The sequence below is a fragment of the Microcystis ichthyoblabe FBCC-A1114 genome (assembly GCF_050500245.1).
Classification (GTDB): Bacteria; Cyanobacteriota; Cyanobacteriia; order Cyanobacteriales; family Microcystaceae; genus Microcystis; species Microcystis ichthyoblabe_A.
Genome location: NZ_CP191408.1, coordinates 4,872,409 through 4,890,850 on the forward strand (window position 1 = coordinate 4,872,409; position 18,442 = coordinate 4,890,850).

General features: G+C 41.9%; 15 protein-coding genes and 1 tRNA gene. 9 read left to right on the top strand and 7 right to left on the bottom strand.

Annotated features, from left to right (window positions below):
- The first annotated feature begins 70 nt into the window (after positions 1-70).
- Positions 71-1,021 (top strand): ABC transporter ATP-binding protein, encoded by a 951-nt coding sequence (locus ACQY1Y_RS23680; protein ID WP_430013685.1) that lies wholly within the window; start codon positions 71-73, stop codon positions 1,019-1,021.
- A gap of 48 nt (positions 1,022-1,069) precedes the next feature.
- Here the strand turns inward: ACQY1Y_RS23680 and ACQY1Y_RS23685 are convergent, their stop codons facing one another.
- Entirely contained in the window at positions 1,070-1,702 is a 633-nt protein-coding gene (locus ACQY1Y_RS23685) for a Uma2 family endonuclease (RefSeq protein WP_430013686.1), read from the bottom strand.
- Positions 1,703-1,926: 224 nt separating this feature from the next.
- On the opposite strand from ACQY1Y_RS23685, the gene ACQY1Y_RS23690 reads away from it, so the two are divergent.
- The 4 genes from ACQY1Y_RS23690 (at position 1,927) to ACQY1Y_RS23705 (ending at position 4,965) form a co-directional block, all read left to right on the top strand.
- A complete protein-coding gene (locus ACQY1Y_RS23690) occupies positions 1,927-3,120 on the top strand; it encodes a hypothetical protein (protein ID WP_430013687.1) in 1,194 nt (397 codons plus the stop codon).
- 42 nt (positions 3,121-3,162) lie between these two features.
- Entirely contained in the window at positions 3,163-3,933 is a 771-nt protein-coding gene (locus tag ACQY1Y_RS23695) for an HAD family hydrolase (protein ID WP_430013688.1), read from the top strand.
- Between the two features lie 134 nt (positions 3,934-4,067).
- Positions 4,068-4,655, top strand: coding sequence for a Panacea domain-containing protein (locus ACQY1Y_RS23700; RefSeq protein ID WP_002744910.1), 588 nt, complete (start codon positions 4,068-4,070; stop codon positions 4,653-4,655).
- Complete coding sequence (locus ACQY1Y_RS23705) at positions 4,627-4,965, top strand: hypothetical protein (protein ID WP_430013689.1); 339 nt, start codon at positions 4,627-4,629, stop codon at positions 4,963-4,965. The genes ACQY1Y_RS23700 and ACQY1Y_RS23705 overlap by 29 nt, the downstream gene beginning before the upstream one ends.
- A gap of 10 nt (positions 4,966-4,975) precedes the next feature.
- On the opposite strand, the gene ACQY1Y_RS23710 is transcribed toward ACQY1Y_RS23705, so the two are convergent.
- On the bottom strand, positions 4,976-6,163 hold the full coding sequence (locus tag ACQY1Y_RS23710; RefSeq protein ID WP_430013690.1) for an RNA-guided endonuclease InsQ/TnpB family protein: 1,188 nt from the start codon (positions 6,161-6,163) through the stop codon (positions 4,976-4,978).
- Between the two features lie 31 nt (positions 6,164-6,194).
- Here ACQY1Y_RS23710 and ACQY1Y_RS23715 point away from each other — a divergent pair, with 31 nt between their 5' ends.
- The 3 genes from ACQY1Y_RS23715 (at position 6,195) to ACQY1Y_RS23725 (ending at position 8,751) form a co-directional block, all read left to right on the top strand.
- Positions 6,195-6,326, top strand: coding sequence for a hypothetical protein (locus ACQY1Y_RS23715; RefSeq protein WP_430013691.1), 132 nt, complete (start codon positions 6,195-6,197; stop codon positions 6,324-6,326).
- 135 nt (positions 6,327-6,461) lie between these two features.
- On the top strand, positions 6,462-7,820 hold the full coding sequence (gene trxB, locus ACQY1Y_RS23720) for a thioredoxin-disulfide reductase (RefSeq protein WP_430013692.1): 1,359 nt from the start codon (positions 6,462-6,464) through the stop codon (positions 7,818-7,820).
- A gap of 100 nt (positions 7,821-7,920) precedes the next feature.
- On the top strand, positions 7,921-8,751 hold the full coding sequence (locus ACQY1Y_RS23725; RefSeq protein WP_430013693.1) for a metal ABC transporter permease: 831 nt from the start codon (positions 7,921-7,923) through the stop codon (positions 8,749-8,751).
- A gap of 246 nt (positions 8,752-8,997) precedes the next feature.
- On the opposite strand, the gene ACQY1Y_RS23730 is transcribed toward ACQY1Y_RS23725, so the two are convergent.
- Positions 8,998-9,579 (bottom strand): DUF3727 domain-containing protein, encoded by a 582-nt coding sequence (locus ACQY1Y_RS23730; RefSeq protein ID WP_016516150.1) that lies wholly within the window; start codon positions 9,577-9,579, stop codon positions 8,998-9,000.
- Positions 9,580-9,626: 47 nt separating this feature from the next.
- Positions 9,627-10,439: a 5'/3'-nucleotidase SurE gene (surE, locus tag ACQY1Y_RS23735; protein WP_316578444.1), complete on the bottom strand. Its 813-nt coding sequence runs from the start codon at positions 10,437-10,439 to the stop codon at positions 9,627-9,629.
- A gap of 57 nt (positions 10,440-10,496) precedes the next feature.
- On the opposite strand from surE, the gene ACQY1Y_RS23740 reads away from it, so the two are divergent.
- Positions 10,497-10,569, top strand: a tRNA-Arg gene (locus tag ACQY1Y_RS23740).
- Positions 10,570-11,015: 446 nt separating this feature from the next.
- Here ACQY1Y_RS23740 and ACQY1Y_RS23745 read toward each other — a convergent pair.
- The 3 genes from ACQY1Y_RS23745 to ACQY1Y_RS23755 all read right to left on the bottom strand — a co-directional run bounded on the left by ACQY1Y_RS23745 (position 11,016) and on the right by ACQY1Y_RS23755 (position 18,425).
- Complete coding sequence (locus tag ACQY1Y_RS23745) at positions 11,016-14,435, bottom strand: Eco57I restriction-modification methylase domain-containing protein (protein ID WP_430013694.1); 3,420 nt, start codon at positions 14,433-14,435, stop codon at positions 11,016-11,018.
- 287 nt (positions 14,436-14,722) lie between these two features.
- Positions 14,723-14,866, bottom strand: a complete 144-nt coding sequence (locus tag ACQY1Y_RS23750) for a hypothetical protein (protein ID WP_216642682.1) — start codon at positions 14,864-14,866, stop codon at positions 14,723-14,725.
- Positions 14,867-15,095: 229 nt separating this feature from the next.
- Positions 15,096-18,425: a helicase-related protein gene (locus tag ACQY1Y_RS23755; protein ID WP_430013695.1), complete on the bottom strand. Its 3,330-nt coding sequence runs from the start codon at positions 18,423-18,425 to the stop codon at positions 15,096-15,098.
- Positions 18,426-18,442 lie beyond the last annotated feature (17 nt).

Consider the following 18,442-nt stretch of genomic DNA (forward strand, 5'->3'; position numbering starts at 1 on the left):
TACTGTTGACATTGCTGCTGACAATTGGGGAATAATAAAAGCAAAGTCTAGGAGAGATGATTCCAAAACAATGACGAATACCAGCCGTCAAACTGTGCTAGAGACGTTAAACTTACAAAAAACTTATCGGACGGGATTCTGGTTAAATAAGAAAATCGAATCCTTGAAAAACTGTACTTTAATTGTCCATGAGGGCGAAACCTTTGGATTATTAGGCCCGAACGGGGCCGGCAAAACCACACTCTTAAAAACCCTTTTGGGGATTGTCCGACCCACTTCTGGACGGGCCTTGATTCTCGGTCAACCAATTGGCGATCGCTCGGTCAGGCAACGCATCGGCTATCTTCCTGAAAATGCCTACTACTACGACTATCTCACCGGCTGGGAATTCCTGCAATTAATCGCCAGCATTTTTCAAATTCCCTCTTCTGTGCAGAAAAAACGCATTCCTGAATTATTAGATTTAGTGGGATTAGACCGCAAAACTGCCCAGAAAAAACAATTGCGTCAATATTCTAAGGGTATGATGCAACGGATCGGCATAGCTCAAGCATTAATCAATGATCCCGAATTAGTCTTTTTCGATGAACCGATGTCGGGACTGGACCCTATCGGTCGCTATCAGGTGCGAGAAATTATTCAATCCCTCAAACAACAGGGGAAAACCATCTTTTTTAACTCTCATATTCTCTCCGATGTGGAACAAATTTGCGATCGCATTGCCCTGTTGGCTCGGGGAGAATTACTCTGTGTCGGTTCCCTCGACCAAATTCTCGGTCGTGCTGATGTCTATCAGGTGATTGTTCAAGGTGGTAGGGAGGATCAACTAGAGCAATGGATACTCGGTTTACATTGGCGCGATAATTTTTGGCACGGACAATTACAGGGAGAACCCGATGCTTTTCTGGCTGCCCTGTCTAGTATGGATGCTCGCTTGATTAGTCTTAATTTAGCTCGTGCTTCCCTAGAAGAATTTTTTATCGACCAATTACGTCAGCGCGGTATGACCTCTAGTCAATAGGCACTCTCGGAGCAAATCCGTTTTTAATAGTAGCCAAGAAACATCCTCTCAGATTTGGTCGGGATTAATGCCCAATTCCCGCAGTTTATTGGCTAATCTTTCCGCTCGTTGTTTTTCCTCGTTATAGCTGGTGAAAGCTTGTCCATCGGGATAAAAAAGCAACATTTCTGGTTCCCCCAACTGAAAACGAATACCTAAACGGGGACTAACCCAATTATCGAGAGTTTCCAGAATTTCTAGCTGATTTTCCCCTCTTATCCAACCACTGCCATCGTTTTTATGGGGATCATAAAGATAATACTCCTCGACCCCATAACGCTGATAAAATAGCTGTTTTTTGGCCATTTCCGTGAGGGTGTTACCCGGAGAGAGGATTTCAAAAACCACCTGGGGACTAACGTTATTTTCTAGCCATTGTCGATAGGAACCTCTTTCCCCTTTTGGTCTTCCAAAAACCACCATGATATCCGGTGCTTGACGCAGTTTATTATCATTTTCCACGGGATACCAAAGTAAATCCCCCGCAACAAAGACATCAGACTGCTCGCGAAATAGCCAGTCTAAATTAGTTTTAATTGTTGTGATCCAACGAAATTGCAAGGTATTATCGGCCATAGGTTGACTATCGCTATCGGGGTAGATAATTTCAGTGACGTTAGTTTTATCTAGTTGCGAAACCATAAGACTAAGTTAAAAGTAAAAAATATAATTCTATAATAGCGGGCATTTGTATTATATAGCAATTTGTCGGCTGGGTTAGCAAGGCCTAGGCCACCATCTCTTGACAAATCGCATTAATTAATTAATTATATATTACTATATCTCGCTCCATCCTGATATTTTTCTGAAGCTAGAAGGGTATATTAAGAGAGATTCCGATCACCGCTTATTGAGATAAATCTATTATGCTGATTTACTTTATTCATGGAGTGGCCACAAGAGACGCTAGTTATGCCAATAAATTAATTAAACTAATTGAAGAAGAATGTAAACGCAAAAATCAGATTATTCCCTACTGTTATGCAGGATTTTGGGGAAATGTTCTCAAAGGAACCGAAAAATTATGGCGAGATATAGACCAAGAATTACAGACACAAAAACAGAAAAATAGTAATTTTAACCCCGAGCAATCCTTTCGCTATCAAAATTTTAGAAAAGAGTATTTATCTTATTTTATCGGTGACGCATTTAGCTATTTAGGCAGCGATCAAGGAAAACAAATTCGCCGCATTATTGCCGACCAATTAATCGATCTTGTTCAAGCTTATCCCCAGGAAACCGAATTACATATAGTCGCCCATTCTTTGGGTACTGTAATCCTTTGGGATCTGTTATTTTCTGAGCGTTTTGACCCTCAAGATCCCGCTCATGAAATTCGTGATCTTATCGGTAAAGAACGGGGCAAAGTTTCCCTATCTAGTGTAACAACAATGGGTTCACCGATCCCATTTTTAAATTTAACTTTAGGCATTGATACCAATCAAATTGAAAAATTTATTAGCCAGCATCAAGGCCAGCGTTTGCGCTGGAATAATCTGATCAATTCCTCCGATATTATTGCTTATCCAATTCGTCCTCTTTTTGATTCTATAAACGATGTATCCAAGATTTTGATAAGCGATTATTATCTAGAAGCGACCAGCAATATTTTTGATTCTGTAGAAATTGCTGCCGTTGTCTTAAATTCCCTTAATGCTCATACCTATTACCTAGCATCAGATAAAGTGGCTAAAAATATCGTAGAGACAATTTATTTTAATCAGCAGGATTATAATCATGGTAATAGTTACAGTCATAACACTTGTGTTGCTCTTGCCATAGAAAGAATAGCCAAAATATCTGGGGTGACTAAAGATGTGGTAAAAATGAAACCTTTAAAAGAAAAAATATTACTAGAAGGTAAATTCAAAGATGCCAGTGGTTATATTTATTTAAGCTCAGATTTATATCGTGTCCATCATGTTTATATACAGGACAATCATCAAAATATTGTATATGCTGTATATGTGGGCTGGATTCATGTAGAGGGATTAAAAAATTCTGTCACCGAAATCATCAGACAGCTATGTTATGTCAACGATGAAGCAAAGAATAGCTAATAGCTGCGCTATACTGCCATTATTGAGATTAAACCAGCATTTATGAATCAATCCCCCCGTATTCTAGCACTCGATTTTGATGGTGTTCTTTGTGATGGCATGATCGAGTATTTTCAGATTAGCAAACGCACCTATGAAACCCTTTGGCCGGAAATAATTCCCGAGGATTTTTTCCCGAGGTTTTCGCAACTTCGTCCCGTTATCGAAACCGGTTGGGAAATGCCTTTACTGTTGCGATCGCTCGTTCTCGATATTCCCGACGAGGAAGCTTTAAATAATTGGCCGTTAATTCGGCAAAATCTGCTAGAAAGGGATAAAATAGCGAAAAAAGTTCTCTCAAATGCTCTCGATGGTCTTAGGGATCAATGGATTGAGTCGGATCTAGAGTCTTGGTTAGCCTTACATCAATTTTATCAACCCGCGATCGATCGCCTAGCCTCTCTTTTAGACTCGGATTTTTTGGTTTATATCATCACTACAAAAGAAAGTCGTTTTGTCAAGCAATTGTTACAAAAAGTAGCAATTAATTTTCCAGAAGCGAGATTAATTGGCAAGGAAATTAAACAGCCAAAATACCTGACTATTCAGCAAATACTGGCTAATTTACCGGAATCTCCCGCTAATTTGTGGTTTGTCGAGGATCGTCTCGATGCGTTGGAATTAGTGGAGCAACAAGCCGATTTAAACGATGTGGGCTTATATTTAGCCGATTGGGGCTATAATACCGCCCAAATGCGCCAAAAAGTCGCTCAAGATACCCGTATTAAGCTTTTATCCCTATCTCAATTTGCGGCAGACTTTACCCACTGGTAGAGTCAGTAACGACAAATATTAAAACTTCGTCCATTACCCGATGAGCATTGTTAAGCTTTCTTTATACACTTGTACTAATTTTTAATTTCTTCTACAATGGTCATAGGTCGATATTCCAAAAATTTTGTGGAGCTATGATTGACTGCCTGACTGTGGCTCGCTACTTTATTATCAGAGCTTACGAGGATGGTATAGACGCTGAAATGACTAATATGAAAGTCCAAAAGCTTTTATATTATGCACAGAGCTTGCATTTGGCCCTATACGATGAACCATTGTTTAAGGAGGAAATTCAAGCATGGCGTTACGGTCCGGTTTGTCCTGCTGCTTATAAGTTCTACAGTGATTTTGAGGCTAAACAATTACCAATTCCTCGCCAAGAATCCTTGTCTGGGCTGCCATCGGAGAAAAAAGAACTTTTAGAAGAAATTTGGCAATATTTCGGTAACTACCACGCCTATAGGTTGAGTGATATGACTCACGCAGAATTTCCCTGGAAAAAGGCTCGTAAAGGTCTGCCACCAGAAGAAAGTTCCACAGAGCCAATTCTCCTTGATGATATGAAAGCATTAGGTTATCAAAAGCTTGATTTGATAGAACAGGAACATCCGGCCTACAAAGCAGCCATGTCTGAAGTTTTGAAGGAAGCATTGGCGACGGAATCTTCTCATCCTATTGGGAAAGGAGAAGTGCATGACTGGCTCAATTCCCTTCTCGATTGAATCTTCTGACAACTTCGAGCGCTCTTTCAAAAAACTGGCAAAAGTTCACAAAAATAGCTTTGTTGAACTTATTGCCAAAACTTTAGAGGATTTAATCGATGACCAATATCCCCATAACTCCCGCCAGGAACCTCTACCGGGGAAAATTCAGTTGCAGGAAGGCTGGACTTTTCACAAGCTCGATATCCGGGTTTCAAAAGGTGCTGCGGGGCAAATTAGATTAATGTATTTGGTGAGCGCGACTACCTACACAATTAAACTGGTTTGGATTTACAGCCTTGACATCCTCACCGCCGTAAACGGACGGTGATTCCCAAACCTCACGATTTAGGTTTCTGCTTCTTTCCCTTGCGGGGTTCCGCACCTGCCTTAACAGATTTACTCTGTTCTGGTCTTATGGTCGCTCTACAGACTGACACCGCAAGCCCTGCGGCCAAAATGTTTTTACTAGCGTTAACATCTCGGTCATGGTGTGTCCCACAGCTTGGACAATCCCACTCTCGAATATTTAACGGCATTTTCTCAGCAATATACCCGCAATTACTACACCTTTTAGAGCTAGGAAACCATCTATCTATTTCGATGTAATTTCTGCCATACCAACGGCATTTATAGGCTAATTGTCGAGTGATTTCTCCCCAACTAACGTCAGATATTGCCTGAGATAACTTGGGGTTTTTGACCATATTCTTGACGGCTAAATTCTCAACCACAATCGTTTGGTTTTCCCGAACTAATTGAGTGGTTAGCTTATGTAAATGGTCTTTTCTGTTATCAGTAATTTGGGCGTGAATCCTTGCTACTTCGATTCTCGCTTTTTCCCGATTTTTTGAGCCTTTCTGTTTTCTAGAAAGGCTTTTTTGTGCCTTTCGCAGTCTCCGATAATGCTTTTTAAAATGCTTGGGATTAGATACTTTGTCGCCGTCGCTGGTAATCACAATGCTACTAATTCCTAAGTCAATTCCGATGGCTTTATCTGTTACTGGGAAAGGCTTAATCGTTGGGTCATCAAATCTTATTGAGATATGCCAGCGTCCAGAAGGATGTAATCTGACTGTTACTGTGCTTGGTTCACAGCTTTCTGGGATTTGTCTTGACCATCGAATAGGTAAGAGTTCTGTGCATTTGGCTAAATAGATTTGTCTGTCTTTGAACTTAAAAGCAGATTTGGTAAATTCGGCACTTCCTCCCTGATGTTTTTTCTTAAAGTTAGGATACTTAGTACGACCAGCAAAGAAATTAGTGAAAGCTGTTTGTAGGTGTCTTAACCCTTGTTGTAAAGGTACACAGCTAACTTCGTTTAAAAACTCTAATTCTTCTTGCTTTTTCCAATCGGTTAGCATTGAAGAAGTTTGAGCGTAGCCTACTCTTTCTTGTCTTTCATACCATGCTTGTGTTCGTTCGTGGAGAGCTTTGTTGTAAACTAATCTTACACAGCCCAATGTGCGCCGCAATAGCGACTCTTGTGTTGGTGTGGGGTAAAATCGAAACGAATAGGCTTTTTCCATACCTCACATTTTAGCATATATTTCGTAAACGATGCTCATATTTAACAGTAAAGCCGTCGTAGAACGACGGGGTTTCAGACCCAAAATTTTCGATGAGCAGTTTGTCAAACGTCCTGCTGATGCCGATTTAAAAGCTATTATCCGAGGTATTCTGGATTTTTAGGCAGAAATCTACTTCTTGGTGGGTTAGGACGCATATTAAACTGATGGGTAAACTATCTAACTTATCGTCGTCTAACCCACCCGACATTATCTGTTATACTAAAAAGCGTAGTCGTTATGAGTTGCATTTACGGTTATGACTGTCGAGAATTTAGTCGTTATTGGTTCGGGACCGGCGGGATATACGGCGGCGATTTATGCGGCGCGTGCGAACTTAAAACCCTTGATGTTTGAGGGTTTCCAAGCGGGAGGCATTCCGGGGGGACAACTGATGACCACCACAGAAGTAGAAAATTTCCCCGGTTTTCCCGAAGGAATCACCGGTCCGAAGCTGATGGAAAGAATGAAGGAACAGGCCGAAAGATGGGGGACCCAATGCTATACCGAAGATGTTATCTCGGTGGATTTAAGTCAGCGTCCTTTTACCATTCGTTCCACGGACCGGGAAGTTAAGGCCAATAGTATTATTATCGCCACGGGAGCCACTGCCAAACGCTTAGGATTACCCAGCGAGGCCCAATTCTGGAGTAACGGCATTTCCGCTTGTGCTATCTGTGACGGTGCTACACCGATATTTAGAGAGGAAAACCTCGCTGTCATCGGTGGCGGTGACTCCGCAGCCGAAGAAGCCGTATATTTAACTAAATACGGCTCTCACGTCCATTTATTGATACGCGGGGAAGCGATGCGTGCCTCGAAAGCAATGCAGGACCGGGTGTTAAATAATCCGAAAGTTACTGTTCATTTTCACACCCAAGCACTGGATGTGTTCGGTACAGGCAGTAAAATGGAGGGATTACGCATTAAAAACTCGCAAACGGGAGAAATCAGGGAATTAGCCGTTAGAGGGTTATTTTATGCCGTCGGTCACACTCCCAATACTTCCCTATTCCAAGGACAACTAGAATTAGACGAGGTGGGTTATGTGAAAGTCAAACCGGGGACTGTTGCTACCAGCGTCGAGGGGGTTTTTGCCGCCGGAGATGTGCAGGACCACGAATACCGTCAGGCCATCACCGCCGCAGGTACGGGGTGTATGGCGGCGTTATTGGCAGAAAGATGGTTATCGGAGCATAATTTAATCCAAGAATACCGTCAATCAGCCACTTCTGAACATTACGAGACGAAAACCGTTAGCGAAACCCCGGCCGATACGGAGGAAACTTTTGATATTAACAAAACTCGTCACGTTGGGGGTTATGCTTTGCGGAAATTATTCCACGACGGCGATCGCTTGTTAATGGTAAAATATGTTTCTCCCACCTGTGGCCCCTGTAAAACCCTGAAACCGATTTTAGATAAAGTGGTCGATGAGTACGATGGCAAAATTTATTTTGTGGAAATTGACATCGAAGCTGACCCGGAAATTGCCAAAATGGGTCAAGTAACCGGTACTCCCACGGTACAATTCTTTAAGGACCGGGAATTAGTCAAGGAAATGCGCGGAGTCAAACAAAAAAGCGATTTTCGTCAAGTAATTGAAAGTTATCAATAATCAGTTATCAGTTATCAGTTATCAGTTATCAGATGTGAGTTTTGAGTTTACTGTTTACTGAAAAAGCTCCCCACACCCCACACCCCACACCCCACACCCCATGCTAGAGGCTTTACAATTTGATTTTATGCGCCATGCGATTGCCGCAGGAATATTAGTTAGTATTGCCTGTGGGATTGTGGGTACTTTGGTAGTAGTTAATCGCGTGGTTTTTATTAGTGGGGGAATCGCTCACGCTGCCTATGGAGGGATAGGAATCGGTTATTTTTTTGGGATTAATCCCCTGGTGGGGGCGATATTTTTTACCTTTTTTTCGGCTTTAGGCATGGGGGTTTTACAGCGTCGCATCCGGGAGAGAGCCGATACTTTAATCGGGGTGATGTGGGCGATTGGTATGGCGATTGGGGTAATTTTTATTGATTTAACCCCCGGGTATAAAGCTGATTTGATGAGTTATCTTTTTGGTAGTATTTTAACTGTACCGAGGGATGATTTATGGATAATGGCGGGCATAGATATATTAATTATAGCCTTAGTTAGTATCTTTTATAAGGAGTTGTTAGCCATATCTTTTGATGAAACCTTTGCGATTATTCGTAATATTCCCGTGGAGGTAATTTATTTAGGTTTAATGGGAATAACCGCTTTAACTATTGTGGCAGTAATGCAGGTGGTGGGATTAATTATGGTAATTGCTTTGTTAACTATTCCCGCCGCTATCAGCGGACAATTTGTTAAAAATATGAAGGGAATGATGGTCCTAGCGATTATCTTAGGAATTGTCTTTACTTTGGTTGGTTTATGGTTATCCTATAGTTTAAATCTCACCTCGGGGGCGACAATTATTTTAGTGGCAGGATTGGGTTATTTAATCAGTCTTGCTTGGAAACCTTTCATCCTCACTATCACCAGAAAAATAGCTAATCTTTAAAGCTCTCCCCTAGTTGTGGTGATATAGCATTTATCTTAATAGTGAGGTATGAGGTTTTTATTTTGGGGAGACAGGAGCCGGTCGTTAATACCAAGTTAGGTTATACTTCATCTTTATGATAAACGCCGTAATTTAAAGAAAAAATACCAAATCCGTGTTAATCACGATGATGATGAAATCCCGAAAGATATACTGTGACTAGATTTATCAATAAATTTGGTCGGCGGATTTGGTAAAATCAAGTAATTAATCGAGTTCATCAAACAAAAGTTCCTCTAGAATCGGTCCCATACCGTCATCATCGGGGGAAACTAATTCAACTTTCCCTTCCCCATCACCGACGCCTAAGAATAACAAAGGAGCAAGGGGACTGTAAATCGAGTATTTTTGGTCTTCGGAAAAGAAACTGGCGAGAAATTGCAATTCTTCCGGCTCTGATGACGAGGAAGGTTCATCGCTATCGATTTCTAAACTGAGAACATTATCTTCTTCTAGGGGAGGTAATTCACCACTAACGGTTAAGGTGTGAGCAGTGGATTTGAGCAATAGGTCTAATTCTGCTAAAACTGCCTTAGCATCGGCGAAAATCCGCTCAATTTCCTCACTATCTTCGATTAAGAAGGCATCAGATTCTTCTTCCTCCGATTCCTCATCCCAAGCTAGAATCATCACCGGGGTATCCACGGGGACAAGAAGCATATAGGTAAGGTCATCGGTTTCATAGGCATTCTCAATATAACAGTCTAGCGATCGACCTTGCTCATCCCAGAGGGTTATGACATCCGCTTCTTCGAGTTCGTTTTCTTGAAAATTAAATTGAGGGGACATAGGCTCTCAAACGCTAATGATTGAATCAGAATATCATGAGATGCTCCTCAATCAAGCCAAGAATTCCGGTGCAAATGTTGAAAACCCTGTACATCAGTTAAATTGTATTGTAGGGGCGTGATGGTGATAAAATTCTCGCCAATAGCGCGCACATCCGTAGGCACTTCCGGGGGTAAATGGCTGTAGTCCGGTTGTTCGATATCCTCCACCACTTCCCCAATTAACCAGTAATAACTTTTACCCCTGGGGTCCAGTCTTTTCTCGAAAGTTTCCTCGTAGCGTCGCAATCCCTGCCTAGTGATTTTCACTCCCTTGATTTCGGCACTACTAACCGGAGGGACGTTGACATTGAGTAAAGTGGGAACAGGAAAAGGGTTAAGGGTAACTTTCCTGACTAAAGTGAGGGCAAAATCCGCAGCCGGTTGGAAATCACAAGCTTTAAAACTGGCCAGACTAACAGCAATACTGGGAATACCTTCGATTAATCCCTCCATGGCCGCGGAAACCGTGCCAGAATAGAGGATATCAGTACCGAGATTAGACCCGTGGTTAATGCCGGCTAAAACTAAATCGGGACGCTCTTTGAGGACGGCACTAAGGGCAAATTTTACCGAATCGGCGGGGGTTCCCGAGCAGGACCAGGCAATCACATCGGGGTGAAAAATTCCTTCCACCTGTTCGGCCCGGATGGGATGGTGTAAGGTTAAGCCATGACCAGTGGCAGAGCGCTCGCCGTCGGGACAAACTACGGTGACTTGATGACCGGCGGCAGCGAGGGTGTTGGCAAGGGTGCGGACTCCTAGCGCGGAAATACCGTCATCGTTACTGATAAGTAATTTTAAAGAGCGATCGCTAGTCATGGGAAATTTCTGCTCTACTGCGCCGGCTAGTGGTATAATGTAATGGTATTTTATCGTGGGTACGTAGCTCAGAGGATAGAGCACCAGGTTCCGGTCCTGGGTGTCGGGGGTTCGACTCCCTCCGTACTCGTTCAGTAATGTAGGGTTGATTCATGAATCAACCCTACCCTTTGGGGGTAGTAGTGCTTTTCTTGATATGTAAACTATACTCAAGGGATTGAGTATTACTTGCGATTTTATTGCTCAATCCAAGTTTTTGGGGGGTTCTACCCCCCAAACCCCCCGTTGGGGGCGTGGCGCCGCCCCCAAACCCCCCGCGCATTAGTTTTTCGGTGGGATGCTTACACGCGGCTGCTGATACATCTGTAATAATTTAAGAGGCACTCTTGCAAGTGGAGTGCTTTTCTTGATATGTAGCCTCTACTCAAGGGATTTATTCTGATTGAAGAATTGGCGTTATTTTAGCTTCTATTTTCCAGTCAAGGGACAGGTTTTGGGGTTTATGGGGTTTTAGTTCAATTTCCCCACTTCCCCACTTCCCAATTCATAATTCATAATTCATAATTCATAATTCCCTTACAGGTTTTGATAAGCTTTGAGGGTGGCAGTTTTGACGCTTTCGGGGACGAGGGGAAAGGTACTTAATATATGTTGAAATTCTGTTGGGGTTAATTCATACAAGTGGGCGACTATTGCATCTAATTTCGCTCTAATTTCCATTCTTTCTGCTTCTTCTGTTACTCCATTTTTATGGGAACCTATCCCCACTTCTTTCGCTAATTGCTCAAATTCTTCTGTGGTACAAATCAATTTCGCCGCATTTTCTACTATCTCCTGAAAGTATTTATCTCCCTCTTTTAGTCGGGGGATAGGTAGTTGATATATGTAGAAAAAATTTATATTAGCAGATACCCGATGACGAAGGGAATAATCTAGCACAAAACTATTCCAGATAGCAACCAAGAATAAACATTCTTTATTGTTGGTTGCACGATTAACTTCTTCTTGAAAATGTACAATAGATTGAAAGTTTTCTCCATGAAAAGCAGGAGGTATAATGGTAGCTATTAAAGTTCTACTATCAGTATTCCTAGCAATTTTACGAAATCCAGTTCGATAGGTTTGATAGTCTAGTATCTGCTGATTATCTGGCAATTTTCCTAATATTGCTTTTCTTCCTTCTGATTCATTTATCCAATAGCGCGGTTGAGATAAACCATGGCTGAACTGTTCAATCATTTTTCCTTCGTAGAGGGGTAGTCTTCCTTCTGCGGGTTCAGTTTTAAATAAATAACTATCAGTAGTCATGTTAAATTCTGATGTTAACTTGAGATTCCATGTATCGGGAAGGGTTTCTCCTAGCATGGGAAAACGAGACATTTTTTCAGCGATATGAATATCTATATCTTGTTTAAATTCCATTACCGAGAGGGAATCGGGGGATAGTTTGCGGATTAAATCGACGCTAATTACTAAACTATCTTTATGGGGAAACCGTTGTAATTCCTCAACATCGTGACGCATAAACTCTACAGGAAAGGAAAGAGTTTGTTTATTTTTCTCAAAAGTTAAGATAGCAAACTTAAAACTTCTATGGACATTTTCAAAAATTTCTTTACGATTTTCAAAACAAAATAATCCTGTCACATTTGTCTGAGAAAATAACATTTCTCGCAGTTGTTTGGTTCCTAAATCGGTATAAATTCCACTGGGAACAACTATTCCACATTCTCCCTGGGGATGGAGTAGATTAAAACATTGTTCTGTAAATAAACAATAAAGATTAATTTTCCTTGAAGCACTTTTGCCGTTAATTACAGAATTTTGATTTCGATATTGTTCGGACTTTTTAAAATAAGCACTAACATGGGGATAACCACTACAATATTCTAACCAAGCTTTTTGGATTTCTGGATTCTCTAAAAGTTTATCTCGCTGTTTGTTCCATGATTTTATATCAAGTTTTTTTTTCTGAATTAAACTATCATACTGCTGAAAAAATTCCTTTTCATCGGTTTGAAAGACTTCCCAAGGGGGATTGGTGATAATCACATCAAAACCACCTTTTTCTGTAATCAGTTTATCGAAGTGATAACCCCAGTGGAAGGGTTTCAGGGACTGCATATCAGAAAGAGTTAATAAACGTTTCTTTGCTTTTCCCGTTAATTGTGCGGATTCGTACTTAATTGACAACTTACCGCTAAACTCATCTAAGAGAATTTGGTTTAATTTCTGCACCGATTCGCGGTTGACATCCTCGATGTGATCCCGTAACATCTGGAGACGGTTTTCTTGGGTGGTTCCCTCTACTTCTCCCAACCGAAAAGCGTGTTCTTTGTATAATTCAATACTGCGATTTTTTTCCGCGAGAATTGCCTGATAATTTTGCGCGGTGAGGGTTTGCAGAATATTTTCCTCTCCCATGAGATTAAAACTTTTTTCGTCCACGCGAATTAAACCGATGAGGGAATTTCCCGACATGATATTAAAATCAATATTCGGTAAGGGTTCCAATTCTGTCACCGATTGTGCGGCAGCAACTAAAGCGAGAAATAAACGCAGTTTCGCTATTTCCGTCGCTTCCTCCATGATATCGACACCGTAGAGATTATCGGAAATAATTCTTTTTTTGATGTAATATCCGAGGGAGGGATGGGATTTTCTTACCTCTGTTAACCACTGTTTTAATTTACTGTCTCCCCGTAGTTCAATTGTCCCAATCACCGCGCTATAAATTCCGATTAATGTCTTCATCGCAGCCACTAAAAAAGCACCGGAACCACAGGCAGGGTCTAAAATAGAAAGCTGGGGAAGAATATCTTCAATCAGAAGCTGACAGAGGGGAGAATCGAGATTAATTAATAGTTCAGAAATACTGGCAAATTGTTTGCGGGGATAATGTTGATTGCTTCTCTCGACAATCCATTTATTAATCGTCCTATCACAGAGATATTCAGTAATCTCCGGACGGGTATAGTAAGCACCGAAAGCTTTTTGGTTGATGTACTTTTCAAAGATATATCCCAAAACATCGGGGTTAATTTCGTCATCGCTTCCCCCCGGAGTGTCGTCAAGGTTCCAAGAGTAACGGGAGAATAAATCGAGGATATTCTCAAATGCTTGGTCATCAATACAAATGTTTTGATAAAGATTTTCGAGGGGATGTTGGAGAAATAATCCTCCGTTAAGATATTTGACTTTTCCCACCAATGCAGTTACTGTCTCATCTCGTTGGGATTCCGGTTGAGCGAATGCTTGAAAAAAGAGGGTTTGCAGAAACTGACGATAAAATAAATTTTTCCCGCGTCGTTGACTTGCTTGTAATTGGTTTTGCAGATAGTTGAAGTCGTTATCTATAAATCCCTTGCGCTGCAGGAAATAGACGAACATTAAACGATTGAGAATAACCGAAGTGTACCATTTTCGATCGCTTTCTCGATCGATTCCTTGGATAAAGGGGAGGAACTGTAAATGCTCTCGCTGAAATTCCTGATAAAATTTCTTGGTAATCTTTTCGATATCGAAACCTTTTTGTAAGCGATGGGCCACCTCCACCACGGAGGGTTCCCCATCTTCAAAGTCGGTGATATCGAGGACTAATTCCGCTAGTTTACCGAGAAATAAATCTCCCGGTTGTCCTTTTATATAAAGATGGTCACGGATATAACTTTTACTTCCCTCTCTTTTTACCCAGTACCATAAACTGCGTGTCCGTCCCCCATCGACGAAAATTAGCAGATTTTCGGCAATTCTTTCGATAACTTGCTGGTGAATGTCCCGACGAAGTTTCGCATCGGGTATATCGGTAGTTGTCACCTCTAATACTGCTACTCCGGACACTTCCGCAATCCGTTGACAGGGATATTCTTGGTTGTCAACGGTGATACTAACAGTTTTTTTTGCGCGAGGATGAGACCATCCCAATTCCTCGATAAACAGTTCCCCAAATTGGAAGTTAGATAATAAGTCGCGAGTCCGGGAGAAGTTGAGGGGCATAATGGATAAATATCGATAAATTATGAACCAATCCAATTCGCTTCGCTGAGATTGGAGATACATTTAATATAGCAAAAGGTTTGATCCCCCTAAATCCCCCTTGAATTGGGTTAGATCCCCCTAAATCCCCCTTGATAAGGGGGACTTGAATTGGTTTATATCCCCCTAAATCCCCCTTGATAAGGGGGACTTGAATTGGGTTTGACTGGGTGCATCTCAATTTGGTGGAAATATCTATATTACATTTTGGGCGCACGCGATGCGCCCCTACCATGGGCATAATAATATTATTGTAGGGGCGAATTGCATTCGCCCTCTTTTTGGGCGCAGGCGATTGACACAATAATATTATTGTCGGGGCGTTTTTGGGCGCAGGCGATTGACATAATAATATTATTGTCGGGGCGTTTTTGGGCGCAGGCGATTGACATAATAATATTATTGTCGGGGCGTTTTTGGGCGCACGCGATGCGCCCCTACCATGGGCATAATAATATTATTGTAGGGGCGAATTGCATTCGCCCTCTTTTTGGGCGCAGGCGATTGACACAATAATATTATTGTCGGGGCGTTTTTGGGCGCACGCGATGCGCCCCTACCATGGGCATAAGCTGCTTTAATTGGTTTATATCCCCCTAAATCCCCCTTGATAAGGGGGACTTAAGAAGGTTGAAATAGACCCAAGGAACAAATAATCTGAGGTTCTTGGGTGGATTCTTGTGGGTGAACAATACAGAGACGGTCATCTTTATATAAAGATACCAGTAAGTCTGCCAATTGTCGGTCACTGATGCCGGTTCTTAAACCACGATTTAAGCGATCGAGAGCCGACTGTCTGAGGGGATAATGATACAATTGGTCGAGAGCCTTGCATAAATCCTCATGAGCAAACAGATCATCCTTACTATCTTGAGAATACCTTTTTAAGCGCTCGTAGGTCTTAAATTTTGCTCCCGTCAATCGTCCCAATTTAGATCCGGAGTTGTTTTCCTCCTCCGCAATTAATTCTGTACCTTTTTGTACTAATTGATGGTGTTGGGGATGGGGGGGAATGGCCGGGGTTTGGGGATGACAGGCAGCGGACCGTAAAATAGTTAATTGGGATTGAGTCACACTATTTCCCTGCTTATCAATCCATGCTAAAGCATCATTCCCCCCGGCAGTTTTTAGATAAACCATGACTCCCTCTGGATGGGTTGCTGTCCCACGATGGCAACGGGTAGAATAAACCACCGGCGGCAGCTCCTCTATGGTATGTTTTAAACTAGGGTCAACTTCGATCGCATTTTTCCAAATTTGATACGCTTCCGAGGTTAAATCCACTTCTTGATCCTCCTCCTCATCGATAACCTCAGATTTTTCATGATACAGATCTAATAAAGTCTGGTTATCCATCTCCTCCTCAAAAAATACCTCATCGGTCCCCACCACGTCCGCATTCTCTCGCAGTCTTTGAGATAGTCTCGTCCGCAGTTTAATAATTCTCTCCACTCCCTCCGCAGGTAAAAAGGAATAACAGAGAATCTGACTTGCTTTTTGACCGATTCTATCTACCCTTCCGGCCCGTTGAATCAGGCGAATAATTGCCCAGGGTAGGTCATAATTAACGATAATGGCACAATCCTGTAAATTTAACCCTTCACTCAAGATATCCGTCGCAACCAAGACTCGTATTTCTTCCCCCACTTGCTGAGAATTACTGCGGGGACTAAAACGATGGACCATTTCCGCAGGATTAGCAGAGTTTCCCGTCACTCCCGCAATCTTATCCACTCCCCGATTTTGCAACTGAGTGACTAAATAACTGACTGTATCGGCAAATTGGCTAAAAATTAACACCTTTTCTCTGGGATGATTCTCCTCTAACAGCTGCCATAACTTCTCTAGCTTTTCGTCGGTCTCCGGCTGCAAGGTCCCACAGGTTTGCAACAATGCTATTAAAGCCAAGGCATCGGATTTTAGGTCTTTTTTCAATGCGGGTTTAAACACCTCGGGGTTAATCCACTGAAAGCGCTTGCGATAATCACCGCTATACTTTTGATACACTTGTTCGGCTCTTTTTTGATACTCTTTTTCTAACCCGGTTATCCCCCCAGTGTCCTCGGTTTCTATACTTTCATCCTCTCCCTGAGTGACTAAATCCTCATCCAGATAACGAGTGTCTAACAAAGCTGGATCCTGACTCCCGATGGGAAGGGGTAAATTCTTGGCCATGGCATGAAGGAAAATATAGTTACGGAGAATATGACGGTCAAGGGATTGCAGGAAAGCATACCCTCCACTCTCCAAACGTTTAAATAAATTCGTCCGACAAAAACCCATTAATCCTTTACCCGCACGGGATAGACTTTTTAAGATGGTTTCTTCCTCTGCTGTCCCTTGGCATCCTTTAATTAGATAATTTCCCAATCCGTAACGGGGTAACTTCAATCCGTTGAGAGTTATCACCACTGCTTCCGAATATAAACGCGCATAAACCGAGTCTTGTAGGTCAAACTTAATTGTCTTTAGTTGTCGTTGGGGAAGATAAACCCTCGACCCATCAGCAAATTTTAGATACCGACGACCCTGTTCGTCTTCTGTAGCATAATTATTTTCGATAAAACCGCGAGTCCGTCTAATCATATAGAGACGCATTAAGTCTCTCCAGTCGTCGGGAGAGTCACTTTTTTCAAAGGCTGCTAGGGACCTAACCGGAGATTGGTATCTGCGGTTAAATTCGATTTCTCCTCCCAGAGATTCTAGTAGTCTTTCGGGACGAATTCCGAGATTAGTATCCTCTTGAATGAATAAACGCAGTTGATTGGACAGGTCAAGATAGTTTTTATTGTAGGGAGTCGCAGTCAAGAGAATACAGCGACTTTCATTGGTGTTAATGTACTCCTGTATCACCCGATAACGTTTACCCTCCCGATTACGCAGGTTATGACTTTCATCGATAATTACTACCCGATAGCGCCGCAGATTGGGTAACTCCTGCATAACCTGACTTAAGGGGATAATTTTCGCTCTTAATTTGTATTTATAGCTGTAATCCTCCCACATAGTCAGGAGATTTTTCGGACAAATAATTAAGATTTCTAAATCGTAGTCTTCCTGCAAAATATATGCTAGAATGGAAGCGATGCGCGTTTTTCCTAACCCCACCACGTCGCCAATTAGTACCCCACCGCGTCTTTGCACATAACGAGCGGCAATTTTAATGGCCGATTTCTGAAAATCTAGTAAGTCTTGGTCAAACTGTCGGGGAATTTTGTATTCCGCTAAACCGGCTCTCGCTTCAAAGGAAAGATGGTAAGCTATTTTTAAATAGATATGATAGGGAGGAATCAGACTTTCCCTGGCCCAACTTTCGTTAATCACCTTGACAATATCCTCGGATATATCCCAACACCAAGCATCAAACCAACGATCATTAAACCACTTTTGTAATTTGGCACAAGCATCGTGGTCAAGGACATCAATATTTAATTCTCCCTGCTGTTGTAATCCCGCAAAAGTTAGATTACTACTACCCAAAAATCCCACCGTTGGGTTATTGACATCCTGTCGATGAATAAGGTATAATTTAGCATGGAGATTATAGCCCAAAAATAAGCGAATTACTAACTTACCCGCTTGAATTTGTTTTCCCAAACGTTGCAAAGCTGCCTGATCTCGATTACTAGGATTCCCCCAAGTTAATTGTTGGCAAAAATCCTGAACAATTTGTTTTCTTAAACGAGCGCAAGTAGCCTTATCTATATCATTTGAGCGCTTCAATAAAGACAGGGATTGCTGTAGTAATTCCTGGGGTGCTTGCTGCATACCAATCAGCAGACGACAACAGGACAAATCACCCCCGAGAAAGTGATCAATATAGGTATCAATGGACTGCCAACCGCGCAAATTAAAATAACCCACGCAAAAATCAGCGCGTTGGGATGCTAATAAACTTTCGCGTAAAATTGGCAATAAATGGGACTCAATATTATCAATAATACGCGGCATATTTTTATAAAAAGATT

Coding starts and splice junctions, on each gene's coding strand:
- ACQY1Y_RS23730 (WP_016516150.1), bottom strand. CDS start 9,579: ATGTCCCCTCAATTTAATTTTCAAGAAAACGAACTCGAAGAAGCGGAT.
- ACQY1Y_RS23755 (WP_430013695.1), bottom strand. CDS start 18,425: ATGCCGCGTATTATTGATAATATTGAGTCCCATTTATTGCCAATTTTA.
- ACQY1Y_RS23700 (WP_002744910.1), top strand. CDS start 4,068: ATGATTGACTGCCTGACTGTGGCTCGCTACTTTATTATCAGAGCTTAC.
- ACQY1Y_RS23705 (WP_430013689.1), top strand. CDS start 4,627: ATGACTGGCTCAATTCCCTTCTCGATTGAATCTTCTGACAACTTCGAG.
- ACQY1Y_RS23725 (WP_430013693.1), top strand. CDS start 7,921: ATGCTAGAGGCTTTACAATTTGATTTTATGCGCCATGCGATTGCCGCA.
- ACQY1Y_RS23680 (WP_430013685.1), top strand. CDS start 71: ATGACGAATACCAGCCGTCAAACTGTGCTAGAGACGTTAAACTTACAA.
- ACQY1Y_RS23715 (WP_430013691.1), top strand. CDS start 6,195: ATGCTCATATTTAACAGTAAAGCCGTCGTAGAACGACGGGGTTTCAGA.
- ACQY1Y_RS23695 (WP_430013688.1), top strand. CDS start 3,163: ATGAATCAATCCCCCCGTATTCTAGCACTCGATTTTGATGGTGTTCTT.
- ACQY1Y_RS23685 (WP_430013686.1), bottom strand. CDS start 1,702: ATGGTTTCGCAACTAGATAAAACTAACGTCACTGAAATTATCTACCCC.
- ACQY1Y_RS23710 (WP_430013690.1), bottom strand. CDS start 6,163: ATGGAAAAAGCCTATTCGTTTCGATTTTACCCCACACCAACACAAGAG.
- ACQY1Y_RS23745 (WP_430013694.1), bottom strand. CDS start 14,435: ATGCCCCTCAACTTCTCCCGGACTCGCGACTTATTATCTAACTTCCAA.
- trxB (WP_430013692.1), top strand. CDS start 6,462: ATGACTGTCGAGAATTTAGTCGTTATTGGTTCGGGACCGGCGGGATAT.
- ACQY1Y_RS23750 (WP_216642682.1), bottom strand. CDS start 14,866: ATGTCAATCGCCTGCGCCCAAAAACGCCCCGACAATAATATTATTATG.
- surE (WP_316578444.1), bottom strand. CDS start 10,439: ATGACTAGCGATCGCTCTTTAAAATTACTTATCAGTAACGATGACGGT.
- ACQY1Y_RS23690 (WP_430013687.1), top strand. CDS start 1,927: ATGCTGATTTACTTTATTCATGGAGTGGCCACAAGAGACGCTAGTTAT.